The following is a 20,485-nucleotide window of genomic DNA, read 5'->3' on the forward strand; positions in this document are numbered from 1 at the left end:
GGGAATGTCCGCCTCCGGCCTGTATCGCGGCCAAGTCATGCATCACCGCCTCGAACCGGTGGGCCATCGCTTCACCTATGACGTCGTCTCGCTGCTGGTCGATCTGGACGAGTTGCCGGAACTTGGCTTGAGGTTGCTGTCCCACAATCGCCGTAACCTGTTCTCGGTCCATGACGCCGATTTGGGCGATGGTGCGGCGCCGCGCCGCTGGATCGAGGCGGAACTTGCCCGCCACTCCATCTTCATTCCCGGCGGAGCGGTGCGGGTGCACCTGTTTCCCCGCTTTCTCGGTATGGGCTTCACGCCGCTGACCACGTGGTTCTGCCATGCCGCCGATGGAACGTTGTCCGCCATTCTGTACGAGGTCCACAACACGTTCGGCGAACGCCATGCCTATCTGGTCCGCACCGAGGGCGACCAGCGTCAGACGCTGCGCCATTCGGCGGAGAAATGCTTCCACGTCTCGCCCCTGCTTGGCCTGAACGCTGAATATGCCTTCGCGTTGCGCCCACCGGGCGAGAGCTTCGCTCTGACCATCCGCGAGACCGACCGTGCCACCGGCAAGCCGATCCTGGTCGCCTCTCATGTGGCGAAGCGGGTGCCGCTGTCCGATGCCGCCCTGATCCGGGCCGCCATCGCCTATCCCCTGCTGCCGCTGAAGATCCTGGGGGGCATCCATTGGGAAGCGTTGCGCATCTGGATCAAGGGCGCGCCATTCCACCGCAAGCCCGCACCGCCGACATCGCTGGTATCCTTCACCGACAAGGGGGATTTTTCATGAATGCCCAATCCCGTCTGCTGCCCATCGCCGCCATTCCCCATGGCCTGACCGACAATCTCTTGTTGTCCATGCTGGAGCACCGACTGGCGGCCGGCCAACTGACCGTAACCCTACCCAGCGGGGAAAGCCGGGTCTACACCGGCGGCGCCCCAGGCCCGAGGGCGGAATTTCGCCTTCACCGCCTTCAGGCGCTGCGTCGCCTGATCACCGGCGGCCCGGTCGGATTGGGTGAGGCCTATATGGATGGCGACTGGGACAGTCCCGATCTGGCCGCCCTGCTGGAACTGGGCGACGTCAACGACCGGGTGTTGGGCGATCCCCTGGAAGGTCATCCGCTGCTGCGCCTGGGCCTCAAGCTTTGGCAGCGCCTGCACGACAATTCCCGGCGTGGCAGCCGCCGCAACATTTCGGCCCATTACGATCTGGGCAATGCCTTCTATTCCCAGTGGCTGGACCGGGGCATGACCTATTCCGCCGCCCTGTTCGCCTCCCCCGACGATAGCCTGGCCCAGGCCCAGGAGCGGAAATACCGGGCCATTGCCGAGGATATCGGCCTGAAACCGGGCATGCGGGTGCTGGAGATCGGCTGCGGCTGGGGCGGCTTCGCCCAGTTGATGGCCGGTGAGTACGGCGCCACGGTGGTCGGATTGACCTTGTCGGAGGAGCAGTACGCCTGGGCAACAAGGCGGCTGGCCAAGGCTGGGGTGGCCGAGCGAACCGATATCCGCTTGCAGGATTACCGCGACGTCACCGGACAGTTCGACCGCATCGTCTCCGTCGAGATGATCGAAGCGGTTGGCGAACGCTGGTGGCCCACCTATTTCGCCACCATCCGCGACCGGCTGGTCCCCGGCGGCAAGGCGGGACTGCAAGCCATCACCATCGCCGACGAGCGCTTCGATTCCTACCGTCGGGGCTGCGACTTCATCCAGCGCCATGTTTTTCCCGGTGGCATGCTGCCTTCGCCCGGCGCCTTACAAGCTCAGGCCGATGCCGCCGGACTGGGCCTGTCCACGCCGCGACGCTTCGGCATGGATTACGAGCGAACCCTGGCCTTGTGGGAGCGGGACTTCCAGCAAGCATGGCCACGGATCGCCCCCCTGGGCTTCGACACTCGATTTAAGCGGTTGTGGGAGTTCTACATCGCCTATTGCCGCGCGGGCTTCCGTACCAAGGCCGTCGACGTGTGCCATCTGCTGCTGACTCGGGACTAGATCATGCGCCGGCCGGGCCGGCTGCCGCCCCTGGGGACGCTTTCCGCCGGTGCGCCGGTTTTACCGACGCTCGCGGCGGTAACCGCAATGGGTCGTTTTCGGCTGGACCAGGCGCGCCAGCAGAACCCCGAGCGCCGTATCGCCATTCTGTCGGAGGCCTGATCCATGTTGACACGATCCGCTCTCGTCCTGTCCGCCTTTCTCGTGCTTACGGGGTGTTCGACCATGAAACCTGCCGATTTCGCCAATGCCCAACCCAAGCTGGTGTTGGAAGAGTATTTCGCCGGACGCACCCAGGCCTGGGGCCTGTTTCAGGACCGCTTCGGCAATGTGAAGCGACAGTTCACGGTAGAGATCACCGGAACATGGAACGGAGAGCAGTTGGTATTGGATGAGCACTTTCTCTACAACGACGGCGAGACCGATGAACGGGTCTGGACGATTCGAAAGCTCGGCGACGGAAGCTATGAAGGCCTTGCTTCCGACGTGGTCGGCAGCGCGTCGGGCGCGTCGGCCGGCAATGCCCTCAACTGGGCCTATGTGATGGATCTGAAGGTGGGCGGAGGAACCCTTCGGGTCGCCTTCGACGATTGGATGTTCCTGCAGCCGGGCGGCACCATGATCAACCGGGCCAAGGTCTCCAAATGGGGCTTCGACATAGGCGAGGTCACCCTCTTCTTCATGAAGCCGGAGCTGAAAGCCGCTTCCTGATCAGCCTGATGGCCGCTCCCAAAACGGGGATGCGGCCATAGACCTGGGTACCGGCATCCCAATGGTCTTGATGGAGGATCACCTTGCCGGTGGCATCGAAACGGACCTCACTCATGCCCTCCAGGGCAATGGGGCCGCCCCGCAGCAGAGTGGCGGAAAAGTGCCAGCGCAGATAGCCCGCATACCGCCCCAGGGCTCGATCCTCCACCACGAAGCGCGGGCCCTCCAATGTCTGGAACATATGAACCAGCAGGGCCTCCAGCCGCTCGACGCCGGTCAAATCGTTGAAGGGATCCACGAAGCGAATATGGGGGGCGCAAAGCTCACGCAAGCGCGCCACGCCGCCGGGCGTCAGTCCTTCCCAGAAATCGCCCCAGGCATCCAGCGGACTCACAGTCCCGTCGCCTTGTGCATGAGGGCGAAATACAGGCGATCGGGCAACAGGCGCAGTATTTTCATGGCCAGGGCGAAGCGGGGGGGAAAGGCCGTCTCGAACCGCCCCGTTTGCAATCCGCGCAATATGGCATCCGCCGCCTGCTCGGAGGTGATCAGATCGGGCATGGGAAAAGGATTCCGGCGGGTCAGCGGCGTGTCCACGAAGCCGGGATTGATCAGGCTGACCCGCACTCCGCTGCCATCCAGATCCAGCTTCAGAGATTCGGCCAGGGCAATCAAACCCGCCTTGCTGGCCGAATAGCCCCCGGCGGTGGGCAGGCCGCGATAGCCCGCCACCGACGCCACCAGCACCAGATGGCCGCGGCCTCGCTCGATCATGGCGGGCAGCAGGGCTTCGACGCAATGGACCGCCCCCATCAGATTGGTCTCCATCAGCTCGCGCACGACGGCGGCATCAAAGCTGCGGGCCGGGGTGGGCGTATGGATTCCGGCGCATAGAATGGCGGTGTCGACGCCCCCCATTCCGCTCACCACCTCGGTTATGGCGGCGCGGTCGGTGACGTCAACCGCCAAAGGCGTGATACCGGGTTGCCTGCGGGCCAGTTCCGCCAAAGGCTCAAGTCGCCGACCGCTGGCAATGACTGTATGGCCATCGGCGGCAAGGCGCCGCGCCAGGGCCTCGCCGATGCCCGTTCCCGCTCCGGTGAGCCATACCCGGCTCATCGGTGATTGTCCGCCGGGGCGATGCTCACATGCACCTTGGATCGCATCACAGGTCGAGAAAGGGATTGACCAGCATCCCCACCAGTCCGGTGAGCTTCAACGGCGCGTCGGTCACCGCCAGACACAAGCAGGTTTCGCCGCCATCGGCCGCGGGACTATGCACCACCTGCGGGTCGGCCATGGCCACGTCTCCACGGGCATAACCCCGCCCCAGGTCAGAAAAGCCGCCCCGTAGCACCATCGTCATTTCCATGCCGCCATGGCCGTGCTCGGGGACCGTGATGCCAGCCCCGATGCGGAGCAATCGGGCACGGATGCCGCGCCCCTGAAGCAAAATTGCCTGTTCGATGCCTGCGGCGAGCCGCTTCCAGGGCAGAGCGTCGATGTCGGCGGGAAGGTAGTCGCGCAATGGGCTCGGCAAGCCGGACGGCCCCCCAGCCGGACATCTGGGCTGAGGGCGAGGCGGCGGCTCGTCCAGCTTGGCCAACACCGATACCAGGGCGTCAGCCCCCATATCGGAGGGCTCCAGATCCTCGATAATGGCGCCGCCCAGAGCCTCAATCCGTCCGACCTCGGCCCGGCAGCGCGGACAGAGCGCCAGATGGGTGGCCAGCAGCAAGGCCGAGGACTCATCCAGGGAACCGGCGCCATAGGCCATCAAAAATTCGTCCGAGGGATGGAAGGTGGCGTTCATGGCAGGTCGTCTCCCAGTTCGGAACGGAAGCGCTTCATGGCAAGACGCAGCCGTGACTTCACGGTCCCCAGGGGAATCTTCAGCCGCGCCGCGATCTCGGCATGGGGGGTGTCTTCATAGAAGGACAGTTTCACCACTTCGGTCTGCTCCGCCGGCAATCCCGCCATGACAGCGTGGACGCGGCGCTCGCTCTGTTCGGTGACCATGACCTCATCGGCGCGCGGGGCCGGATCGGGGACCAGTTCCGGATCGTCGATGTTGATCTCGGGACGCCTCTCCTTGCGCAGCATATCGATGCGCAGATTGCGGGCGATGGTGAAAATCCAGGTGCCGGCGCTGGCCCGGCTGGGATCAAAGGACGCGGCCTTGCGCCACACCGCCAACATGGCATCCTGCGCCAGTTCCTCGGCCACCGCGGCTTCGGTCCCCAGCTTGCGCATATAGGTCTTGAGGCGCGGGGCGTAGTACTGAAATAACACGGCGAAGGCTTGGCGATCGCCGTCTTGCGCCACCGCCGACAACAGATCGCTCATACGCCGACGACCCAGTTCGGGTTCGATGTCCAGTGTCTCGTCGGGCACGCCGCCCCTACCTTCCTCCAAGCGCCGACGCATCATGTCGGGCACATGAGCATCATCGATAGCGGCGAAGGAAAAAGCTAGAGGCGAACCCATGTCAGCCGCCGTATTGGGGCATCTGGTCAACGATGGCCCTGAGTTCGTAGGCCTCAGCCATCTGACGCAAAAGCGGACGGGCGTCCTGATGGGAAGCGGCGATGGCTCGCAGCATCGAGCACAGTTCCAGCAATTGCGCCGTGGTCGCGGGAGGGGTCGGCATAATGGGGCTCCTTGATTTGAACCATGTCGTTCTTACGAAGGATTTCCCGTGCTGGATCACACGAAAGACGCGTCCGCCGGCCCGAGGGTGTCGGATTTTTCGTGTAAATGAGCGTCCCCGCCGGTGTTTCGAGCCGGAACACCGGCGGGGACGCCGGTGCCACGGGAGAATTGCGTCGTCTTTGGCTCGCGAACGACGCAATCCACCTCAACAATCTGTTACAAATCACCCCCCTCTCGCACGCAGTGGCGAAACATTAGGCGGGTAACGTCGCATTCTGGTTTTCGGCAATGTGATTTCCTTGCAGACGCATCAGCAATCAAGAAGCACCACTCTTTTCAATCGCGGGCTTTCCCTCGCCGCCCGTTGCCGGCCGAGCGAGGCTATCGACTGCTTCGCCCGGGCGCTGGCCGGCAGTCCCCGCTTCGCCGAGGCCTCCCACAATCTCGGCTTGATGCTGCATAGCCTGGACCGGCATGGCGAGGCGGTGGAGCCGCTGCGCAACGCAATTGCCTGGAAACCAGACTATGACGCGGCACGGTTCGTTTTGGGTCGCGTCCTGTTCGCCCTGAAACGCTATCGGGAAGCCGAGATCTGCTGGCGGACGGTCATCGCCCTCGATCCGTCCCGGGCGACGCCATATGTCAGCCTGGGAACCGCGCTCGCCAAGTCGGAGCGGAACGGGACGGCGATCCCGCTGTTTCGCCGCGCCATCGCCATCGACCCCGGCAATGCCGACGGGCACTATGGATTGGGCAACAGCCTGGCGGCCATTGGACAAAACGGCGAGGCGGTCCACCATCTTGCAATCGCCGCCGAATTGGCCCCGGCGTCCGACGCGGTGCGCAACAATCTCGCCATCGCCTTGCAGGCTTTGGGACGTTTTGACGAGGCGCGCCGCGCCTGTCGCGATGCCGTCGCCCTCGCACCGGCGGGCTTCGAAACATACAGCAATCTCGGCTCCATCCTGCAAGCCCTCGACCGGACCGAGGAAGCCGAAACCTGCTATGACAGAGCCCTCACCCTCGCCCCCGGCTTTGCCGAGGCCCACTACAACCGGGGAGTCTGCCTGCTGGAAAGCGGCCGTCTCGGCGAGGCCAGCGAAGCCTTCGCTAAAGCGATCGAACTGGCGCCGAAGCGGGGTGTTTTCCATCGCATGCTGGCCGAAAGCTTTCCGGTCGATGCGAACGGCCCCCATTTCCGGCGGATGGAAGCGCTGGCGCGAACCATCGACGAGCTGCCGGATGACGATCGGATGGAATTGCATTTCGCGCTGGGCAAGGCTTACGAAGACACCGCCCGGCATCGGGAAGCCTTTCATCATCTCCTGGCCGGCAATCGGCTCAAGCGGGCCACGTTCACCTATGACGAAGCGGAAGCCTTGGAGTCTCTGCGCAGCCTCCCTGGCGTCTTCACCGCCGAATGGCTGGCCAAGGAACCGGAAAACGCCATTTCCTCCCGCCTGCCGGTCTTCATCGTCGGCATGCCCCGATCGGGAACCACGCTGGTCGAGCAGATCCTGGCCAGTCACCCGAAGGCGTTCGGGGCCGGCGAGGTGCTCGATTTGGAACGATTGACGGACGACCTGTGCGGACCGGACTTTTCCGATCTCTCTCCACGGGCTTTGCACCGGTTGGGCGCCGCCTATCTCGACCGGTTGAGCCCCCATGCCCGGACGGCGGAACGGATCGTCGACAAACTGCCGGGGAATTTCCAGCGGATCGGCATCATACGAAAGGCATTACCGGGCGCCCGGATCATCCATGTCCGCCGCGACCCCGTCGATACCTGCCTGTCCTGCTTTTCCAAACTGTTCACCGACAAGCAGCTTTTCGCCTATGACCTCGCCGAACTGGGACGCTATTGGCGGGCCTACGACAGACTGATGTCTCATTGGCGTCGCGTATTGCCGCCCGGCGTCATGCTGGAGGTCCGTTACGAGGACATGGTGGCGGACATGGAGGGGCAGGCCCGGCGCCTGCTGGCGCATTGCGGCCTCGCCTGGGACGCTCGCTGCCTGGCGTTTCACCGGACCGACCGGGTGGTACGGACAGCCAGCGTCACCCAGGTCCGCCAGCCGCTTTACCGTACGGCGGTGGGCCGCTGGCACGTCTTCGGCGATTTGGCGCAGCCCCTGATCGACGCGCTGGGCTGACGGCTCTGCCCTGGCCGGGCAATAGCATCATTGACAGACATTGCTTATTTCGGATAGGACGCGCAATAGCGCATAACTCCGGGAATGCCGGAATGAGGGAATATTTCGCGCCTCGTTTCGGAGGTCTTCACCGATGCACCCGTCGAGCTTGAGAGAGCCTGGCGGGTTTTTCATCGGCGCCGTGACATCCGGACTATGCGGCAAGGACCATCGACTGCTTGCGTTCCAGGGGGGACACAAGCGCGTAAGGAAGGATGCCGCCCCATGGGCAATGTGCAGAAGGCCGTCAAATTCGTCACCAAGCTGTTCCCGCTGTGGGTCATCCTTTGCGCCGGCATCGCCTATCTCGCCCCCGAGCCCTTCAAGCCCTACGGCAAATCCATTCCCTGGCTGCTCGGTATCGTCATGCTGGGAATGGGCCTGACCATGAGCCTGGACGACTTCCGGCTGGTCCTCAAACGTCCGAAGGACGTCATCGCCGGCGTCCTGCTGCGTTTCATCATCATGCCGGGCGTGGCCTTTCTGGTGTCCCGCGTTCTCGGCCTGTCGCCGTCGCTGGCGGCGGGATTGATCCTGGTCGGCTGCTGCCCCAGCGGCACCGCCTCCAACGTCATGACCTTCATCGCCAAGGGAGACACCGCCCTGTCGGTGACCATCTCCAGCATCAATACCTGCCTGGCGCCGATCGTCACCCCCTTCATCTTCCTGTTCCTGGCCGACACCTTGATCCCCGTCGACGCCACCGCCCTGCTCATCGACATCCTGAAGATCGTGCTGGCCCCCATCGCCATCGGCGTCGCCATCAATATGACGGCGGGCGCGGCGGTCAGGCGGATCGTCACCTTCGTTCCGCTGGTTTCGGTGGTGGCCATCATCGCCATCATCACCATCGTGGTGGCCCTGAGCGCCGCCAAGCTGGCCACCGTCGCCGTGATCGCCTTCGTCGCCGTGGTGGCCCACAACACCCTGGGGCTCAGTCTGGGCTATGGCGCGGCCAGGGGGATCGGCATGTCCCACCGGAAGGGCAAGGCCGTCGCCTTTGAAATCGGCATGGAAAATTCCGGCCTGGCGGTGGCCCTGGCCATCGCCCATCTGGACCCCATCGCCGCCATTCCCGGCGCCATCTTCAGCGTATGGCATAACTTCAGCGGCTCGCTGCTGGCCGGCTACTGGGGCGGCCGCGACGAGGAAGAGCCCGTCATCGATACCGCCGCCTGCGCCGAAACCCGCTGATTTCCTTTCCCAGCATCAGTTGCGGCGAACGATCCGGCTGGGAACCGTCATATGGCTTGCCTCGACCGCCCGGCCGGCCATCTGTTCGCTGATGCTGGCAAAAGCCAGGGCCGCCAGCGTCTTTTCATCCTGCACGACGGAATAGATCCGGTTCGGCAGGAAATCGAGCATGGCATGGTCATCGAAGGTTCCGATCAACAGATCTTCCGGAATCGCCCCCAACGCCGACTTCACCTCCTGCATCACGCCTTCCAGCACCAGCAGGGACGAGGTCATGAAGGCGCGCGGCGGCGCCCCCCGGGCGGTAATGAAATTGCGCATCAAAAGACGGCCGCTCGCCACGCTGTCTTCCGCCGCCGAATGCACCAGACGCTCCCAGTCCGCCCATCCCTGTTCCGAGGCGATCTCCGAAAATCCCGTGATACGGTCCCGGATGCTGGGTAACGCCGTGTAAGCACAGAAGAAGTCGACGGGTTCGGCTCCGGCGTCGGAAAACATCTGCCGGGCGAGCGCCATGCCGCTTTCGACGTTATCGCTGGCCACGGCGGGAAAGCGGTCCTGGGGATAGTCGCGGTCGACCAGGACCATGGCGAGTTTCGGCTTGCGGTTCAGCACGGATTTGTAAGTCGGCGGCTGGCAGGGCGCCACGACCAACCCATCGACCCCGCGCGCCAGGAAATTGTCGATGGCGCGCATTTCCAGCGCCGGATCGTCATTGGTCGAGGCGCTGACGAGAACAAGATTCTGACTGCGGCAATGCCGTTCCATGGCCGCCATCAGCCGGGCGAAGAAGGGATTGGCGAGGTCGGGAACGATGAGGCCGACGGCATCGGTGCGCTTGAGCTTCAGGCTACGCGCGGCATGGTGCAGCACATAACCGTGAAGGGCGACATAGTCCTCGACCAGGGCCCTGGTTTTCGCGCTGATCCGGTATTTCTCGGCCTGACCGCTGATGATGAGACGGACGGTGGTGATCGAAACCCCGGTCTCGCCGGCTATTTCCTTAATCGTCTTCGTCATCGCAGAATCCGAACACAATTCAATGAGTTGGTGGGCCGATTCACCCGACGCTTGGAAAGCAAGCATCGGGATCGGAGCAATTAGTTGGTGGGCCGATTCACCCGACGCTTGGAAAGCAAGCATCGGGATCGGACCACTAGCAGAGGATGACACGCCAGGCGAGCACCATCTGGACGATGCCACTCCCCGCCCTTTCCTTCTTGCCTCCCCAACGCACCTTGCAATAGTATGCTAACTCGACGCAGCAAACAAATAAGCCGCTTTGACAAGCTGTTGATTCGTCACGAACTCCAAGATCGCCAGGTGACCAGTATGTTGACGCTGACCCTTCCCGAACCGAAAACACGCATCAAAGCCGAAGCGGGCGAGGTCCTCCTCGTCACCAATGCGGATCTCCGCGAATCGGCCAACGTCAATTGCTGGCCGGTCCAGCAGAAGTTCGAGAACAAGCTGAAAACCGTGCTGACGGAACGGTTCGGCGTCACCATGAAACGGGCCCACCCCGTCAAGACCGACCGGGGCCACGGTTTCATCAGCAGCCAGCGCGAGGGCAGCGACGTCTTCGAAGGCATCGACCCGGACGCCCCGGTCATCGTCTTGCTGACCGCCTGGCAATACTCCCATCACCTGGCCCCCAGTCTGGTCACCCATCGCGGCCCCGTGCTGCTGCTGGCCAATTTCGACGGTACCTGGCCCGGCCTGGTCGGCATGCTCTGCATGGCCGGCACGCTGACCAGCCTCGATAAACCCTATTCGCGCCTGTGGTCGGAAAACTTCGACGACACGTTCTTCCTGGAAGGCCTCGGCTCCTGGCTGAAGTCCGGAACCATCGTCCATAAGACGGATTACCTGCATCCGCTCGACAAATCCCATCCCATCATGCGGAGCCCAATGGGCCGCCTCGGCACCGAAGTCGGCCGTTATATCCTGGAGCACAAGGAGATCATCGGCCTGTTCGACAGCTTCTGCATGGGCATGATCAACGGCGTGTTCCCGCAGAAAGCCCTGACCAGCGTCGGCATGCCGCTCGAGGCGCTCTCCCAGTCCGATCTGCTGGTGGAAATGGCCAAGGTGCCGCGGTCCTTACGCGAGGAATGCCTATCCTGGTACGAGACGCGGGGCATGCGTTTCAATTTCGGCAGCGATCCGGCGAGCGATCTGACCCGTGAGCAGGTTCTCGAACAATGCGCCATGCTGATCGCCATGGCGCGGTTCGTTCAACGTTTCGGCCTGTCGGCGGTCGGTGTCCAATATCAGCAGGGCCTGGCCAATTCCTGCGCCGCCTCGGACTTCGCCGAGGGCGCCATCGGTTCGGCCGAGCGCTTCCCCATTCCCGACGAACAAGGGCGGATCATCCGCCCCGGCAAGGCGATCCCCTGCATCAACGAAGTGGACATGGGAACGGCCATCCCCCAGACCATGCTGTGGCGCCTGCTCGATTCCCTCGGACTGCCTTCGGAAACCACACTTCACGATATCCGCTGGGGCAGCATCTTCGAAGGCACCTTCTACTGGGATTTCGAAATTTCCGGATCGATTCCCTTTTCCCATCTCAAGGGCGGCATCGCCGGCGCGACGGGCTACCGGCAGCCACCCATGTACTTCCCCAAGGGCGGCTCGACCATCGCGGGACAGGGCAAGGCCGGATCCTTCATCTGGGCACGCGCCCATTACGAAGGAACCGAGGTGGTCCTGCATATCGGCACCGGCAAGGCGGTCGAACTGCCTCCGGCCGAGTTCGACCGCAGGCTCGGCGCGACCACCAGGGAATGGCCGCTGATGAATTGCGTCCTGGATGGCGTCGGCCGCGACGATCTGATGGCCGGGCATCAAAGCAATCACATCACCGTCGCCTATGTGGCCGAGGAGCATCTCGCCGACGTCGCCCGCGCGCTCGCCGCGCAAGGCCTGACGCAGAATATGCGGGTTTTCCTGGCAGGGGATCTGGGAACGAGGATCTGACAGGCGCCCTTTCGCGCCATCGAAGCAATAACCGGAAGGACGGTCATCGTGGCCACCAAGGACAAATACGCCGGCGTCTGGCCGGTGATGCTGACACCCTTCGACGCCCGGCGGGAAATCGACTGGGCGTCCCTCGAAAAGCTGATCGAATGGTACATCGGCGCGGGAGTGCACGGCCTGTTCGCCGCCTGCCAATCGAGCGAGATGTTCTTTTTGAGCGACGCCGAGACGCGACGCCTCGTCCGCTTCGTGGTGGAAAAGGCGGCGGGCCGGGTGCCGGTTGTCGCCTCGGGCCATACGGCGCAGGGCCATGGCCAGCAGATCGATCAGATCAAGGCGATCGCCGACCAGGGCGTCGACAGCGTCATTCTGATCAGCAACCGTCTGGCGATGCCGGGCGAGGGCGACGAGGTGGTGATCGACAACATCGCCCGGCTGACCGAACAGGCCCCCCGGACCGTCGGCCTCGGCATCTACGAATGCCCCCACCCCTACAAGCGTCTGCTGGGCGACGAGGTGGTCCGCTGGTGCGCGGCATCCGGACGTTACACCTTCATCAAGGACACCTGCTGTAACATCGAGACCATCCGGCGGCGCCTCGCCCTGGTGGCAGGATCGCAGCTCCATATCGCCAACGCCAACACCCAGACGCTTCTGGAATCGCTGAAGGCCGGCGCACACGGCTTCAGCGGCGTCATGGCCAACTTCCACCCGGAACTCTATGTCTGGCTTTATGAGAATTGGTCCGCCGAACCCGGGAAAGCCGCACGGCTCTCCAACTATCTGTCCCTGGCCGCCCTCAGCGAAGTCTTGAGCTATCCGGTCTGCGCCAAGGACTTCCAGGTCGGCATCGGCAATTTCGCCACCTCCCTGTGCCGCGTGCGGGAAGCCGGCGCCTATTTCACCTCGCATGAGCAAAGCACCATGCGCCAGATGGTCGCCATGGGCGAGGACATCAAGGAGATCCTGGGCATTTCCTAACCCCCAACACGGAAAGCGCGAGCCGATTCGAAAATAACGAGAAATCGGCCGCGGCGAGGAGACGAATCCGTGAAAGTGACGTTGGAGAACCGCAGCTATCTCATAGCGGAAGACGCCGGGCTCTTCGAGAGCTGCCACGCGTCGACCTTGGCGGCGCTTCCCGAAGGCGACCGTCTCTGCGCCTTTTTCGCCGGTCGGCGGGAAGGAGCCGGCGACACGGCGATCTGGCTGTCGCGTCGGCAGGGCGGTTGCTGGCGGCCGCCGCGGCGGCTGTTCGCCGAGGATGGCCTGGCCCATTGGAATCCCGTCCTGCACGCGGAAGGCCGGCGGACCTGGCTATTCTACAAGGTCGGCCCGACGGTCCATAGCTGGACCACCCGCCTCTCCCTGTCCGACGATGCCGGCGAGACATGGACGCCTCCCCGTCCCCTGGTCCCCGGCGACGGAGGCCCCCGCGGACCGGTAAAGAACAAGATGATCATCCTGTCCAACGGCTCCTGGCTCGCCCCGGGGTCGGTGGAAACCGAGACGCGCTGGGACGCCTTCGTCGATTGTTCCCCCGACCATGGCGCCTCCTGGCGCCGTAGCGAAATCCCCATCACCCATCGGGCCACCGTCGCCCCGTCGTCTCCGGACAAAACCTGGCAGGGGTTGAAGGCCGACGCCCTGTGGGAAACCGATCCCGAGCGGGTTTTCGCCTGGGACGGCATCATCCAGCCGACGCTGTGGGAAGCGGCGCCGGGGCAGGTCCATATGCTGCTGCGAAGCACGCGGGGCAGCATCTACCGCAGCGATTCCTCCGATTTCGGACGGAGCTGGACTCCGGCGCGCGCAACCGGGCTTCCCAACAACAACAGCGGCATCGATCTGGCGCGATTGCCGGACGGAAGCCTGGTGCTGGCGCTGAACCCCATCGAAGGGAATTGGGGACGCCGCTCGCCCCTTTCCCTCGTCTGGTCCACCGACAACGGAAACAGTTGGTCCGATCCGATCGATATGGAGACCGAAGAGGGCGAGTTCTCCTACCCGGCGATCGTCGCCGACGGCGCGACGCTGCAAGTGACCTACACCTGGAACCGGAAAAACATCGTTTATCGCGACCTGCGCGTGGGGTGAGACAACGCGCAACGCTCAAGGAAACGCCAAAAAGGCGATCAACAGCGACAAAAGTGGGAGGAAACAATGGCGAGTATCGCGATCGAGGAAAAGCTGGCCCAACCCGCCCTGGCGGATAAATCGATGATGACGAAGGTCGTCGTATCGAGCTTCATCGGCAACACCATCGAATTCTATGATTTTCTGGTCTACGGATTAGCGGCGGCGCTGGTGTTCGGCAAGGTCTTCTTCCCGAACAGCACCCCGTTGGCCGCCATTCTGGCCTCCTTCGCCACCTTCGGCGTCGGCTTCGTCGCCCGCCCCCTGGGCGGCATCTTCTTCGGACATCTGGGCGACACGGTCGGCCGCAAGAAAACCCTGGTCATCACCCTGGTCGGCATGGGCACCGCCACCAGCCTGATCGGCCTGTTGCCGACCTATGACCAGATCGGCGTGCTGGCGCCGGTCCTGCTGGTCATCCTGCGCTTTCTCCAGGGCTTCGCCGTCGGCGGCGAATGGGGCGGCGCCATGCTGATCGTCGTCGAAAACGCACCGGCGAACCGCCGGGGCTTCTTCAGCGCCTGGCCGCAGACCGGCGGTTTTTCGGGCCAGCTTCTGGCCACCGGAGCGTTTACCCTGGTGGGCTTCCTGCCGGACGATCAGCTTTTAAGCTGGGGATGGCGGCTGCCCTTCCTGGCCAGCGCCATCCTTGTCGCCTTCGGCCTTTATCTCCGCTCCAAACTGGATGAGACGGCCGTCTTCAAGCAGACTCAGGCCCAGGCCAAGTCGCAGGAACCCCACCCGGCCCCCTTCGTCGAGGTCTTCAGCAAATCCTGGCGCAGCCTGCTGCTGATCATGCTGCTCCGTTTCGCCGAAAGCGTTCCCTTCTTCCTGGTGACGGTCTTCGCCGTGTCCTACGCCACCGGACAATTGGGGGTGCCGAAACAGACGCTGCTCAACGTCATCATGGTGACCTGCCTGATCGCCTTCCCCGCGCACGGCTTCTTCGGCGCGCTGTCGGACAAGGTCGGACGCCGGCCCATCTATATCTTCGGCGCCCTGTTCGCCGCCGCCTCGGCCTTCCCCTTCTTCTATCTTCTGCAGACGGGGAACATGCTGCTGATCGCGCTGGGCTATGTGCTGCTGATCAATGTCGCCCACAATTCCATCAACGCCGTGCAGCCCTCGTTCTTCACCGAGTTGTTCGGCGCCCGGGTCCGCTACAGCGGCGCCTCGATCGGCCACCAGTTCGGAGCGATCGTCGCCGGTGGGGCCACCCCCTTCGTCGCCAAATCCTTAAGCGCCGCCGACGGCAACGGCTGGACCTATGTCGCGGCCTATGTCGTCGTCGGCGCCCTGGTTTCGGCGCTCGCCGCCTATTTCGGCCCGGAAACCTCGAAAAGGATCCTGACCGAGACACGCTGAACCATTGCCCCCCCGGTTGCGGTCTCCGCGGGGCCGCAACCGGGGAAGCATCAGGGAAAATCATTGAAAATGATGGGACAGGCCCAAGAGGAAGGAGTGCGGCGATGACCGATGTGGTGATCGGGGTGGACGTCGGAACGGGAAGCGCGCGCGCCGGCGTTTTCGATCTCGCCGGCCATGGCCTGGGACGGGCTAGTCAGGCCATTCGGATGTGGCATCCGCAACCCGATTTCGTCGAACAGTCCTCCGACGATATCTGGAACGCGGTCTGTTCGGCCGTCCGCCGGGCGATGGCCGAGGCGGGGCCGGGCCTCACCGTGCGCGGCATCGGGTTCGACGCCACCTGCTCCCTGGTGGCCATCGACGCCGATGGCGCCCCCGTGAGCCTCAGCCGGACCGGATCGCCCGAGCAGAACGTCATCGTCTGGATGGATCACCGGGCCATCGACCAGGCCGAGCGGATCAATGGCAGCGGCCACGAGATCCTGCATTACGTGGGCAGCACCATCTCTCCGGAAATGGAGACCCCCAAGCTGCTCTGGATCAAGGAGAAACTGCCGTCCGCCTGGCAAGAGACCGCCCATTTCTTCGATCTGCCCGACTTCCTCACCTGGAAGGCCTGCGGCGCCCTGTCGCGGTCCCTTTGTTCCACGGTGTGCAAATGGACCTATCTCGGCCATGAGGGACGCTGGGACGAGAGCTATTTCCGCAAGATCGGCCTGGGTCAACTGGCCGACGAGGGCTTTCGCCGGATCGGCAGGCAGGTCCTGCCGATCGCCACGCCGGCAGGCGACGGGCTTTCCGCCACGGCGGCCGCTCAGTTCGGCCTGACGCCGGGAATTCCCGTCGCCACCTCGATCATCGATGCCCATGCCGGCGGCCTTGGCGTCATCGGAGCCGCCATCGACGGAGCCCGGCCCGACCGCGCGCAGATCGAACGGCGGGTGGCGCTGATCGGCGGCACGTCGAGTTGCCACATGGCGGTGTCCGAGCAGGCACGTTTCGTCCCCGGTGTCTGGGGCCCCTATTTCTCGGCGATGATTCCGGAGATGTGGCTGAACGAGGGCGGGCAATCGGCGACCGGCGCCCTGATCGACTTCGTCATCGAAAGCCACGCCAAGGGTCAGACGGCGAAGGCCATGGCGGAGACGGAGGGACGCACCGTTTACCAACGGCTGAACCGGCGCCTCGACGATTTGGCCGCATCCCGGCCTTTTCCGGCCGCCCTGACCGCCGATCTGCATGTCCAGCCCGACTTCCACGGCAACCGCTCACCGCGGGCCAATCCCACCGCGCGCGGCATGATCTCGGGCCTGCAACTGTCGGATGGCGAGGACGATCTGGCGGTCCTCTATCTGGCCACCATCCAAGCCGTCGCCTATGGAACCCGGCACATCATCGAAACCATGAACAGCCGGGGCTATCGCATCGATACCATCCCCGTCTGCGGCGGCGGGACCAAGAACCCCGTCTACCTGCGCGAACACGCCGACGCCACCGGTTGCCGCCTGATCCTGGCCGAGGAACCCGAAGCGGTCCTGCTCGGCTCGGCCATCCTGGGCGCCGTTGCGGGAGGCGTCCACGCCTCCGTCACCGCCGCCATGGGCGCCATGACCCGCAGCGGCATCGTCATCGAACCGTCCGGCGGCGCGGTGAAGGCCTACCACGACGCCAAATACGGCGTGTTCAAACGCATGTACGAGGATCAGATGGCCTATCGGGACATGATGGCGGGCAAAAGCCCCGCCTAGGGTCTGTGGACATTCATGACGGCCACGACGCCCCCTTGATGGGGCGCCTTAAGACTTCTCCCGTTGCCTCTGGTTCCCCAATGGCATGAAAGAAAACCCCGGATATTTTGAACCACCAAGGCACCAAGACACCAAGGCGTCTTTCGGATCCATCGGCGGCGGCCAACCTGCGCCGCAGGCATTCGCCCGACAGCCGATGACAGGACGGGAAAATGCCGGTGGCACACTCCGCCACCTTGGTGTCTTGGTGCCTTGGTGGTTCATCAAAAGCCGAAGCGCACCGGAAAGAGGACGAAGAGAATCTGGCCGATTGCCGAATGTCCACACGCCCCTTAGCGTGAAGCCTTAAACCTGCATCACGCTAAGGGGCTATTGGCTCATTAATTTATTAACAGGCCCCTTACCCACCCGGCTTAACCCTTCTTGCCGGAAGCGCCGAGCGTGCGCAGCATGGCGGACAGGTCGCCATCGTAGGTGGCGGGGCCGACGTGGGACAGGCGGCTTTTGGCATGGGCCCAGATATCCCCGCCCATGTCGAGCCACCGTTTGCAGAAGGTATAGTCCTCGCTCAGATAGGTCCCGCTGTCACGATCGATGATGCAATCGAAGAAGGCATGGGCGTCGGCGTGGGCGATATCGGCGTTGGCGCCGACATGGATGGTGTTGAAGCGGATGTCGGGATAGTGCTCGGCCATGCGGACGAACACCTCCCGCTTGATCATCATGAAGCCCGTCCCGATGTAACGGACACGGAAGAAATCATCGGCCGGCGGCACATCGGTGGGATCGAGCAGATCGACGACATAATTGAACGCGCTGGAGGGCAGGTCGGCGACGCCGGCCAAGGCCTGCTGCGTCACCCTGTCCCAGTCGATTCTCTTCAAGGGATAGATCCCGCCGGCGACATCCTTGTTGGCGGCCAGCAAGGCCAGCGCCTGATCCGCCGAAAAACCGATGTCGGCGTCGATGAATAAAAGATGCGTGGCCGAGGGCGTGGCCAGGAACTGCTGGACGGCGATATTGCGGGCCCGCGTGATCAGGGCGTCGCCGCCCAGCAGGCGGAACGAGACGTCGATTTGCAATTGCATGCAGGCCCGCTGCAGGCCAAGCAGCGAATTGGTATAAAGACTGGAGACGTTGCCGCCGAAGCAAGGGGTGGCGACGACGATGTGCGGATGGGCGGGAAAATTCGACATGACGCTCCAGGGCTTTCCGTGCGCGAGAGGCTTCCCATCCTTCTTATCCCCGATCGAACGAAAGGCGCCACAAAATCCTTGGTCGCGCCCGGCAATGACAAGGTAAGCTCAACCGATGCCCTCCTCACCTTCCTCGAAAATCGCCCGCCTCCGTCCCCTGTTCGCCTATCTGCGTCCGTACCGGCCGCAACTGGCGGGGGCGGGAGTGGCTCTGGTCGTTTCCTCCCTGATGGTGCTGCTGTTGGGACAGGGCTTGCGCCATATCGTCGACCAGGGCCTGCGGGCGGGCGACGCGACGCTCCTCAACCGCACCGTCGTCGCCTTCGTCGGCGTCGTCGTGCTGCTGTCGGTGGCAACGGGCGCGCGGTTCTATCTGGTCTCCTGGATCGGCGAGAGGGTCGTCGCCGATCTTCGGAACGCCGCCTTCCGCCGGGTCATCGCGCTCAGTCCCGCCTATTTCGAAATCACCAAGACCGGCGACGTGCTGTCACGGCTGACCACCGACACCGAACTTCTGCAAACGGTGATCGGATCCAGCCTGTCGCTCGCCCTGCGCAACACGCTGACACTGGCCGGCGCCATCGTCATGCTGGCGGTGACCAGTCCCAAGCTGACCGCCATCGTGCTGGTGGTCGTTCCCGCCGTGGTCGTTCCGATCGTCGTCTTCGGCCGCCGCGTCCGGACGCTGTCGCGCAAGAGCCAGGACCGCGTGGGCGATATCGGGGCCTATGTCGAGGAAACCATCAACGCCATCCGCACGGTCCAGGCCTTCACCCACGAGAAGATCGACCACCAGCGGTTCGCCGAGCGCGTGGGCGCCACCTTCGCCGCCGCCACGGCGCGCATCCGCATGCGCTCCTGGCTGATGGCCGCGGTGATCTTCCTGGCCTTCGGCGCCGTGGCCGTCGTCCTGTGGATCGGCGGCTATGACGTCATCGCCGGACGCATGACCGGTGGCGCCCTGTCGGCCTTCGTCTTCTATGCGATCCTCGTCGCCGTGTCGGGCGGCACGGTTTCGGAAGTCATCGGCGAATTGCAGCGCGCCGCCGGAGCGGCCGAGCGCATTCTCGAACTGATGGAGACGGAGCCGGCCATCGCCATGCCGGCACACCCCGTAGCGTTGCCGGCGCCGTCATTGGGCCGGGTCGTCCTCGACGCCGTTACCTTCCGTTACCCCGCCCGTCCGGACCAGGCGGCCCTGCACGACGTCACGCTCGATATCGCGCCGGGGGAGACCCTGGCCCTGGTCGGTCCGTCGGGCGCCGGCAAGAGCACGGTGTTCCAGTTGCTGCTGCGCTTCTACGACCCGGCGTCCGGCCGTATCCTGATCGATGGCGTCGATATCAGGAACGCCGATCCCGCCGACGTTCGCCGCCATGTCGGCCTGGTCTCCCAGGACCCGGTGATCTTTGGCACCACCGCCCGGGAAAACATCCGTTACGGACGCCCCGAGGCCAGCGACGAGGAGGTCAGGGCCGCCGCCGATGCCGCCGCCGCCAGCGAATTCCTGGACGCCCTTCCCGAAGGTTTCGACACCTTTCTCGGCGAGAAGGGCGTCCGGCTGTCGGGCGGCCAACGCCAGCGCATCGCCATCGCCCGCGCGATCCTCCGCAATCCGCCGATTCTGCTGCTGGATGAGGCGACATCGGCCCTGGATGCCGAGTCCGAACGATCGGTCCAGTCGGCGCTCGAACATTTGGCGACCGGGCGCACCACCCTGGCCATCGCGCATCGGCTGGCCACCGTCTTGAAGGCCGACCGTATCGTCGTCATCGAGGACGGACGCATCGTCGCCGAGGGCACGCACCAGTCCCTGATCGCCGCCGGCGGCCTTTACGCCCGTCTCGCCGCCCTGCAGTTCACCGACGGCGCGGTGGATCACAGTGCCGGCTCTTCGGAGCCCCGTGAATCGATCTCGCGCGAAAGCACATAGCCGCAGCAGACACAGCGCTCCACGGTCTCGACGACCATCCGGCCGTCAGTATCCCGCCGCGTCTCGGAACGCACCTCGAAATTGCAATCGCCCAAACAAAGGATGCCATCATTCTCGTCCATACCCGATCAGATGGTAGTCAAGCGGCACCGTGACAAGCCCAGGGCAATCGGGAGAACCCGCTTGCCCTGGTTTGAATTCTTGCCCCTCACGCGCCGGGCGGCGGACATCCGTCCGCCTCGGGTTGCCTCCGCTAAAGCTTCGGGAATCGCGGTAGGGACGCTCATTGCTGAGCGCCCCCCGCACAGATCCGTACGTGCGGCTTTCCCGCATACGGCTCCCACCTCGGGTATTTGACGGCGAACCTCTGGTTCGGCC

18 protein-coding genes are annotated in these 20,485 nt (G+C 64.1%); 11 read left to right on the forward strand and 7 right to left on the reverse strand.

Annotation, left to right across the window (positions count from 1 at the left end):
* Positions 1-4 precede the first annotated feature (4 nt).
* The 3 genes from CWS72_RS22615 to CWS72_RS22625 all read left to right on the forward strand — a co-directional run bounded on the left by CWS72_RS22615 (position 5) and on the right by CWS72_RS22625 (position 2,706).
* Positions 5-781, forward strand: a complete 777-nt coding sequence (locus CWS72_RS22615; protein ID WP_101252922.1) for a DUF1365 domain-containing protein — start codon at positions 5-7, stop codon at positions 779-781.
* Positions 778-1,995 carry an SAM-dependent methyltransferase gene (locus CWS72_RS22620; protein WP_101252923.1) on the forward strand — a complete coding sequence of 406 codons (1,218 nt, stop codon included), beginning with the start codon at positions 778-780 and terminating at the stop codon, positions 1,993-1,995. Before CWS72_RS22615 ends, CWS72_RS22620 begins: the two co-directional genes overlap by 4 nt.
* Before the next feature lie 165 nt (positions 1,996-2,160).
* Positions 2,161-2,706 carry a DUF3833 domain-containing protein gene (locus CWS72_RS22625; RefSeq protein ID WP_101252924.1) on the forward strand — a complete coding sequence of 182 codons (546 nt, stop codon included), beginning with the start codon at positions 2,161-2,163 and terminating at the stop codon, positions 2,704-2,706.
* On the opposite strand, the gene CWS72_RS22630 is transcribed toward CWS72_RS22625, so the two are convergent.
* The 5 genes from CWS72_RS22630 to CWS72_RS27935 are packed head-to-tail and all read right to left on the reverse strand — an operon-like array spanning position 2,675 to position 5,356.
* On the reverse strand, positions 2,675-3,100 hold the full coding sequence (locus tag CWS72_RS22630) for a nuclear transport factor 2 family protein (protein WP_101252925.1): 426 nt from the start codon (positions 3,098-3,100) through the stop codon (positions 2,675-2,677). The genes CWS72_RS22625 and CWS72_RS22630 overlap by 32 nt on opposite strands.
* Positions 3,097-3,825, reverse strand: a complete 729-nt coding sequence (locus CWS72_RS22635) for an SDR family NAD(P)-dependent oxidoreductase (protein WP_101252926.1) — start codon at positions 3,823-3,825, stop codon at positions 3,097-3,099. The genes CWS72_RS22630 and CWS72_RS22635 overlap by 4 nt, the downstream gene beginning before the upstream one ends.
* A gap of 46 nt (positions 3,826-3,871) precedes the next feature.
* Complete coding sequence (locus tag CWS72_RS22640) at positions 3,872-4,519, reverse strand: ChrR family anti-sigma-E factor (protein ID WP_101252927.1); 648 nt, start codon at positions 4,517-4,519, stop codon at positions 3,872-3,874.
* The gene (locus tag CWS72_RS22645; protein WP_241911858.1) at positions 4,516-5,193 is read right to left on the reverse strand and encodes a sigma-70 family RNA polymerase sigma factor; all 678 of its coding nucleotides are present in this window, start codon (positions 5,191-5,193) and stop codon (positions 4,516-4,518) included. Before CWS72_RS22645 ends, CWS72_RS22640 begins: the two co-directional genes overlap by 4 nt.
* A 1-nt stretch (position 5,194) precedes the next feature.
* Positions 5,195-5,356 carry a hypothetical protein gene (locus CWS72_RS27935; protein WP_158240784.1) on the reverse strand — a complete coding sequence of 54 codons (162 nt, stop codon included), beginning with the start codon at positions 5,354-5,356 and terminating at the stop codon, positions 5,195-5,197.
* Positions 5,357-5,657: 301 nt separating this feature from the next.
* On the opposite strand from CWS72_RS27935, the gene CWS72_RS22650 reads away from it, so the two are divergent.
* Both CWS72_RS22650 and CWS72_RS22655 read left to right on the forward strand, forming a co-directional pair.
* The gene (locus CWS72_RS22650) at positions 5,658-7,511 is read left to right on the forward strand and encodes a tetratricopeptide repeat-containing sulfotransferase family protein (RefSeq protein WP_146002840.1); all 1,854 of its coding nucleotides are present in this window, start codon (positions 5,658-5,660) and stop codon (positions 7,509-7,511) included.
* A 264-nt stretch (positions 7,512-7,775) separates the two neighbouring features.
* Complete coding sequence (locus CWS72_RS22655; RefSeq protein ID WP_101252929.1) at positions 7,776-8,744, forward strand: bile acid:sodium symporter family protein; 969 nt, start codon at positions 7,776-7,778, stop codon at positions 8,742-8,744.
* 15 nt (positions 8,745-8,759) lie between these two features.
* Here CWS72_RS22655 and CWS72_RS22660 read toward each other — a convergent pair whose 3' ends face one another.
* The gene (locus tag CWS72_RS22660) at positions 8,760-9,764 is read right to left on the reverse strand and encodes a LacI family DNA-binding transcriptional regulator (RefSeq protein WP_158240785.1); all 1,005 of its coding nucleotides are present in this window, start codon (positions 9,762-9,764) and stop codon (positions 8,760-8,762) included.
* Between the two features lie 303 nt (positions 9,765-10,067).
* Here CWS72_RS22660 and CWS72_RS22665 point away from each other — a divergent pair, with 303 nt between their 5' ends.
* The 5 genes from CWS72_RS22665 (at position 10,068) to CWS72_RS22685 (ending at position 16,978) form a co-directional block, all read left to right on the forward strand.
* Positions 10,068-11,726, forward strand: a complete 1,659-nt coding sequence (locus CWS72_RS22665; protein ID WP_199175891.1) for a hypothetical protein — start codon at positions 10,068-10,070, stop codon at positions 11,724-11,726.
* Positions 11,727-11,774: 48 nt separating this feature from the next.
* Entirely contained in the window at positions 11,775-12,707 is a 933-nt protein-coding gene (locus CWS72_RS22670) for a dihydrodipicolinate synthase family protein (protein WP_199175892.1), read from the forward strand.
* Positions 12,708-12,776: 69 nt separating this feature from the next.
* The gene (locus CWS72_RS22675) at positions 12,777-13,823 is read left to right on the forward strand and encodes a sialidase family protein (protein ID WP_101252932.1); all 1,047 of its coding nucleotides are present in this window, start codon (positions 12,777-12,779) and stop codon (positions 13,821-13,823) included.
* A 66-nt stretch (positions 13,824-13,889) separates the two neighbouring features.
* Positions 13,890-15,227, forward strand: coding sequence for an MFS transporter (locus tag CWS72_RS22680; protein WP_101252933.1), 1,338 nt, complete (start codon positions 13,890-13,892; stop codon positions 15,225-15,227).
* A 104-nt stretch (positions 15,228-15,331) separates the two neighbouring features.
* Positions 15,332-16,978 (forward strand): FGGY-family carbohydrate kinase, encoded by a 1,647-nt coding sequence (locus tag CWS72_RS22685; protein WP_101252934.1) that lies wholly within the window; start codon positions 15,332-15,334, stop codon positions 16,976-16,978.
* A gap of 413 nt (positions 16,979-17,391) precedes the next feature.
* Here CWS72_RS22685 and CWS72_RS22690 read toward each other — a convergent pair whose 3' ends face one another.
* Positions 17,392-18,174, reverse strand: coding sequence for a hypothetical protein (locus tag CWS72_RS22690; protein WP_101252935.1), 783 nt, complete (start codon positions 18,172-18,174; stop codon positions 17,392-17,394).
* 115 nt (positions 18,175-18,289) lie between these two features.
* Between CWS72_RS22690 and CWS72_RS22695 the strand changes: the two genes are divergently transcribed.
* Positions 18,290-20,107 carry an ABC transporter transmembrane domain-containing protein gene (locus CWS72_RS22695; RefSeq protein ID WP_101252936.1) on the forward strand — a complete coding sequence of 606 codons (1,818 nt, stop codon included), beginning with the start codon at positions 18,290-18,292 and terminating at the stop codon, positions 20,105-20,107.
* The last annotated feature ends 378 nt before the right edge of the window (positions 20,108-20,485 follow it).

This window comes from Telmatospirillum siberiense, from assembly GCF_002845745.1.
Lineage (GTDB): Bacteria > Pseudomonadota > Alphaproteobacteria > Rhodospirillales > Magnetospirillaceae > Telmatospirillum > Telmatospirillum siberiense.

Bases quoted from the DNA above. Each gene is read 5' to 3' on its own strand.
- CWS72_RS22615 (WP_101252922.1), top strand. From the start codon at position 5: ATGTCCGCCTCCGGCCTGTATCGCGGCCAAGTCATGCATCACCGCCTC.
- CWS72_RS27935 (WP_158240784.1), bottom strand. From the start codon at position 5,356: ATGCCGACCCCTCCCGCGACCACGGCGCAATTGCTGGAACTGTGCTCG.
- CWS72_RS22680 (WP_101252933.1), top strand. From the start codon at position 13,890: ATGGCGAGTATCGCGATCGAGGAAAAGCTGGCCCAACCCGCCCTGGCG.
- CWS72_RS22660 (WP_158240785.1), bottom strand. From the start codon at position 9,764: ATGACGAAGACGATTAAGGAAATAGCCGGCGAGACCGGGGTTTCGATC.
- CWS72_RS22685 (WP_101252934.1), top strand. From the start codon at position 15,332: ATGACCGATGTGGTGATCGGGGTGGACGTCGGAACGGGAAGCGCGCGC.
- CWS72_RS22655 (WP_101252929.1), top strand. From the start codon at position 7,776: ATGGGCAATGTGCAGAAGGCCGTCAAATTCGTCACCAAGCTGTTCCCG.
- CWS72_RS22695 (WP_101252936.1), top strand. From the start codon at position 18,290: ATGCCCTCCTCACCTTCCTCGAAAATCGCCCGCCTCCGTCCCCTGTTC.
- CWS72_RS22690 (WP_101252935.1), bottom strand. From the start codon at position 18,174: ATGTCGAATTTTCCCGCCCATCCGCACATCGTCGTCGCCACCCCTTGC.
- CWS72_RS22620 (WP_101252923.1), top strand. From the start codon at position 778: ATGAATGCCCAATCCCGTCTGCTGCCCATCGCCGCCATTCCCCATGGC.
- CWS72_RS22635 (WP_101252926.1), bottom strand. From the start codon at position 3,825: ATGAGCCGGGTATGGCTCACCGGAGCGGGAACGGGCATCGGCGAGGCC.
- CWS72_RS22640 (WP_101252927.1), bottom strand. From the start codon at position 4,519: ATGAACGCCACCTTCCATCCCTCGGACGAATTTTTGATGGCCTATGGC.
- CWS72_RS22645 (WP_241911858.1), bottom strand. From the start codon at position 5,193: ATGGGTTCGCCTCTAGCTTTTTCCTTCGCCGCTATCGATGATGCTCAT.
- CWS72_RS22625 (WP_101252924.1), top strand. From the start codon at position 2,161: ATGTTGACACGATCCGCTCTCGTCCTGTCCGCCTTTCTCGTGCTTACG.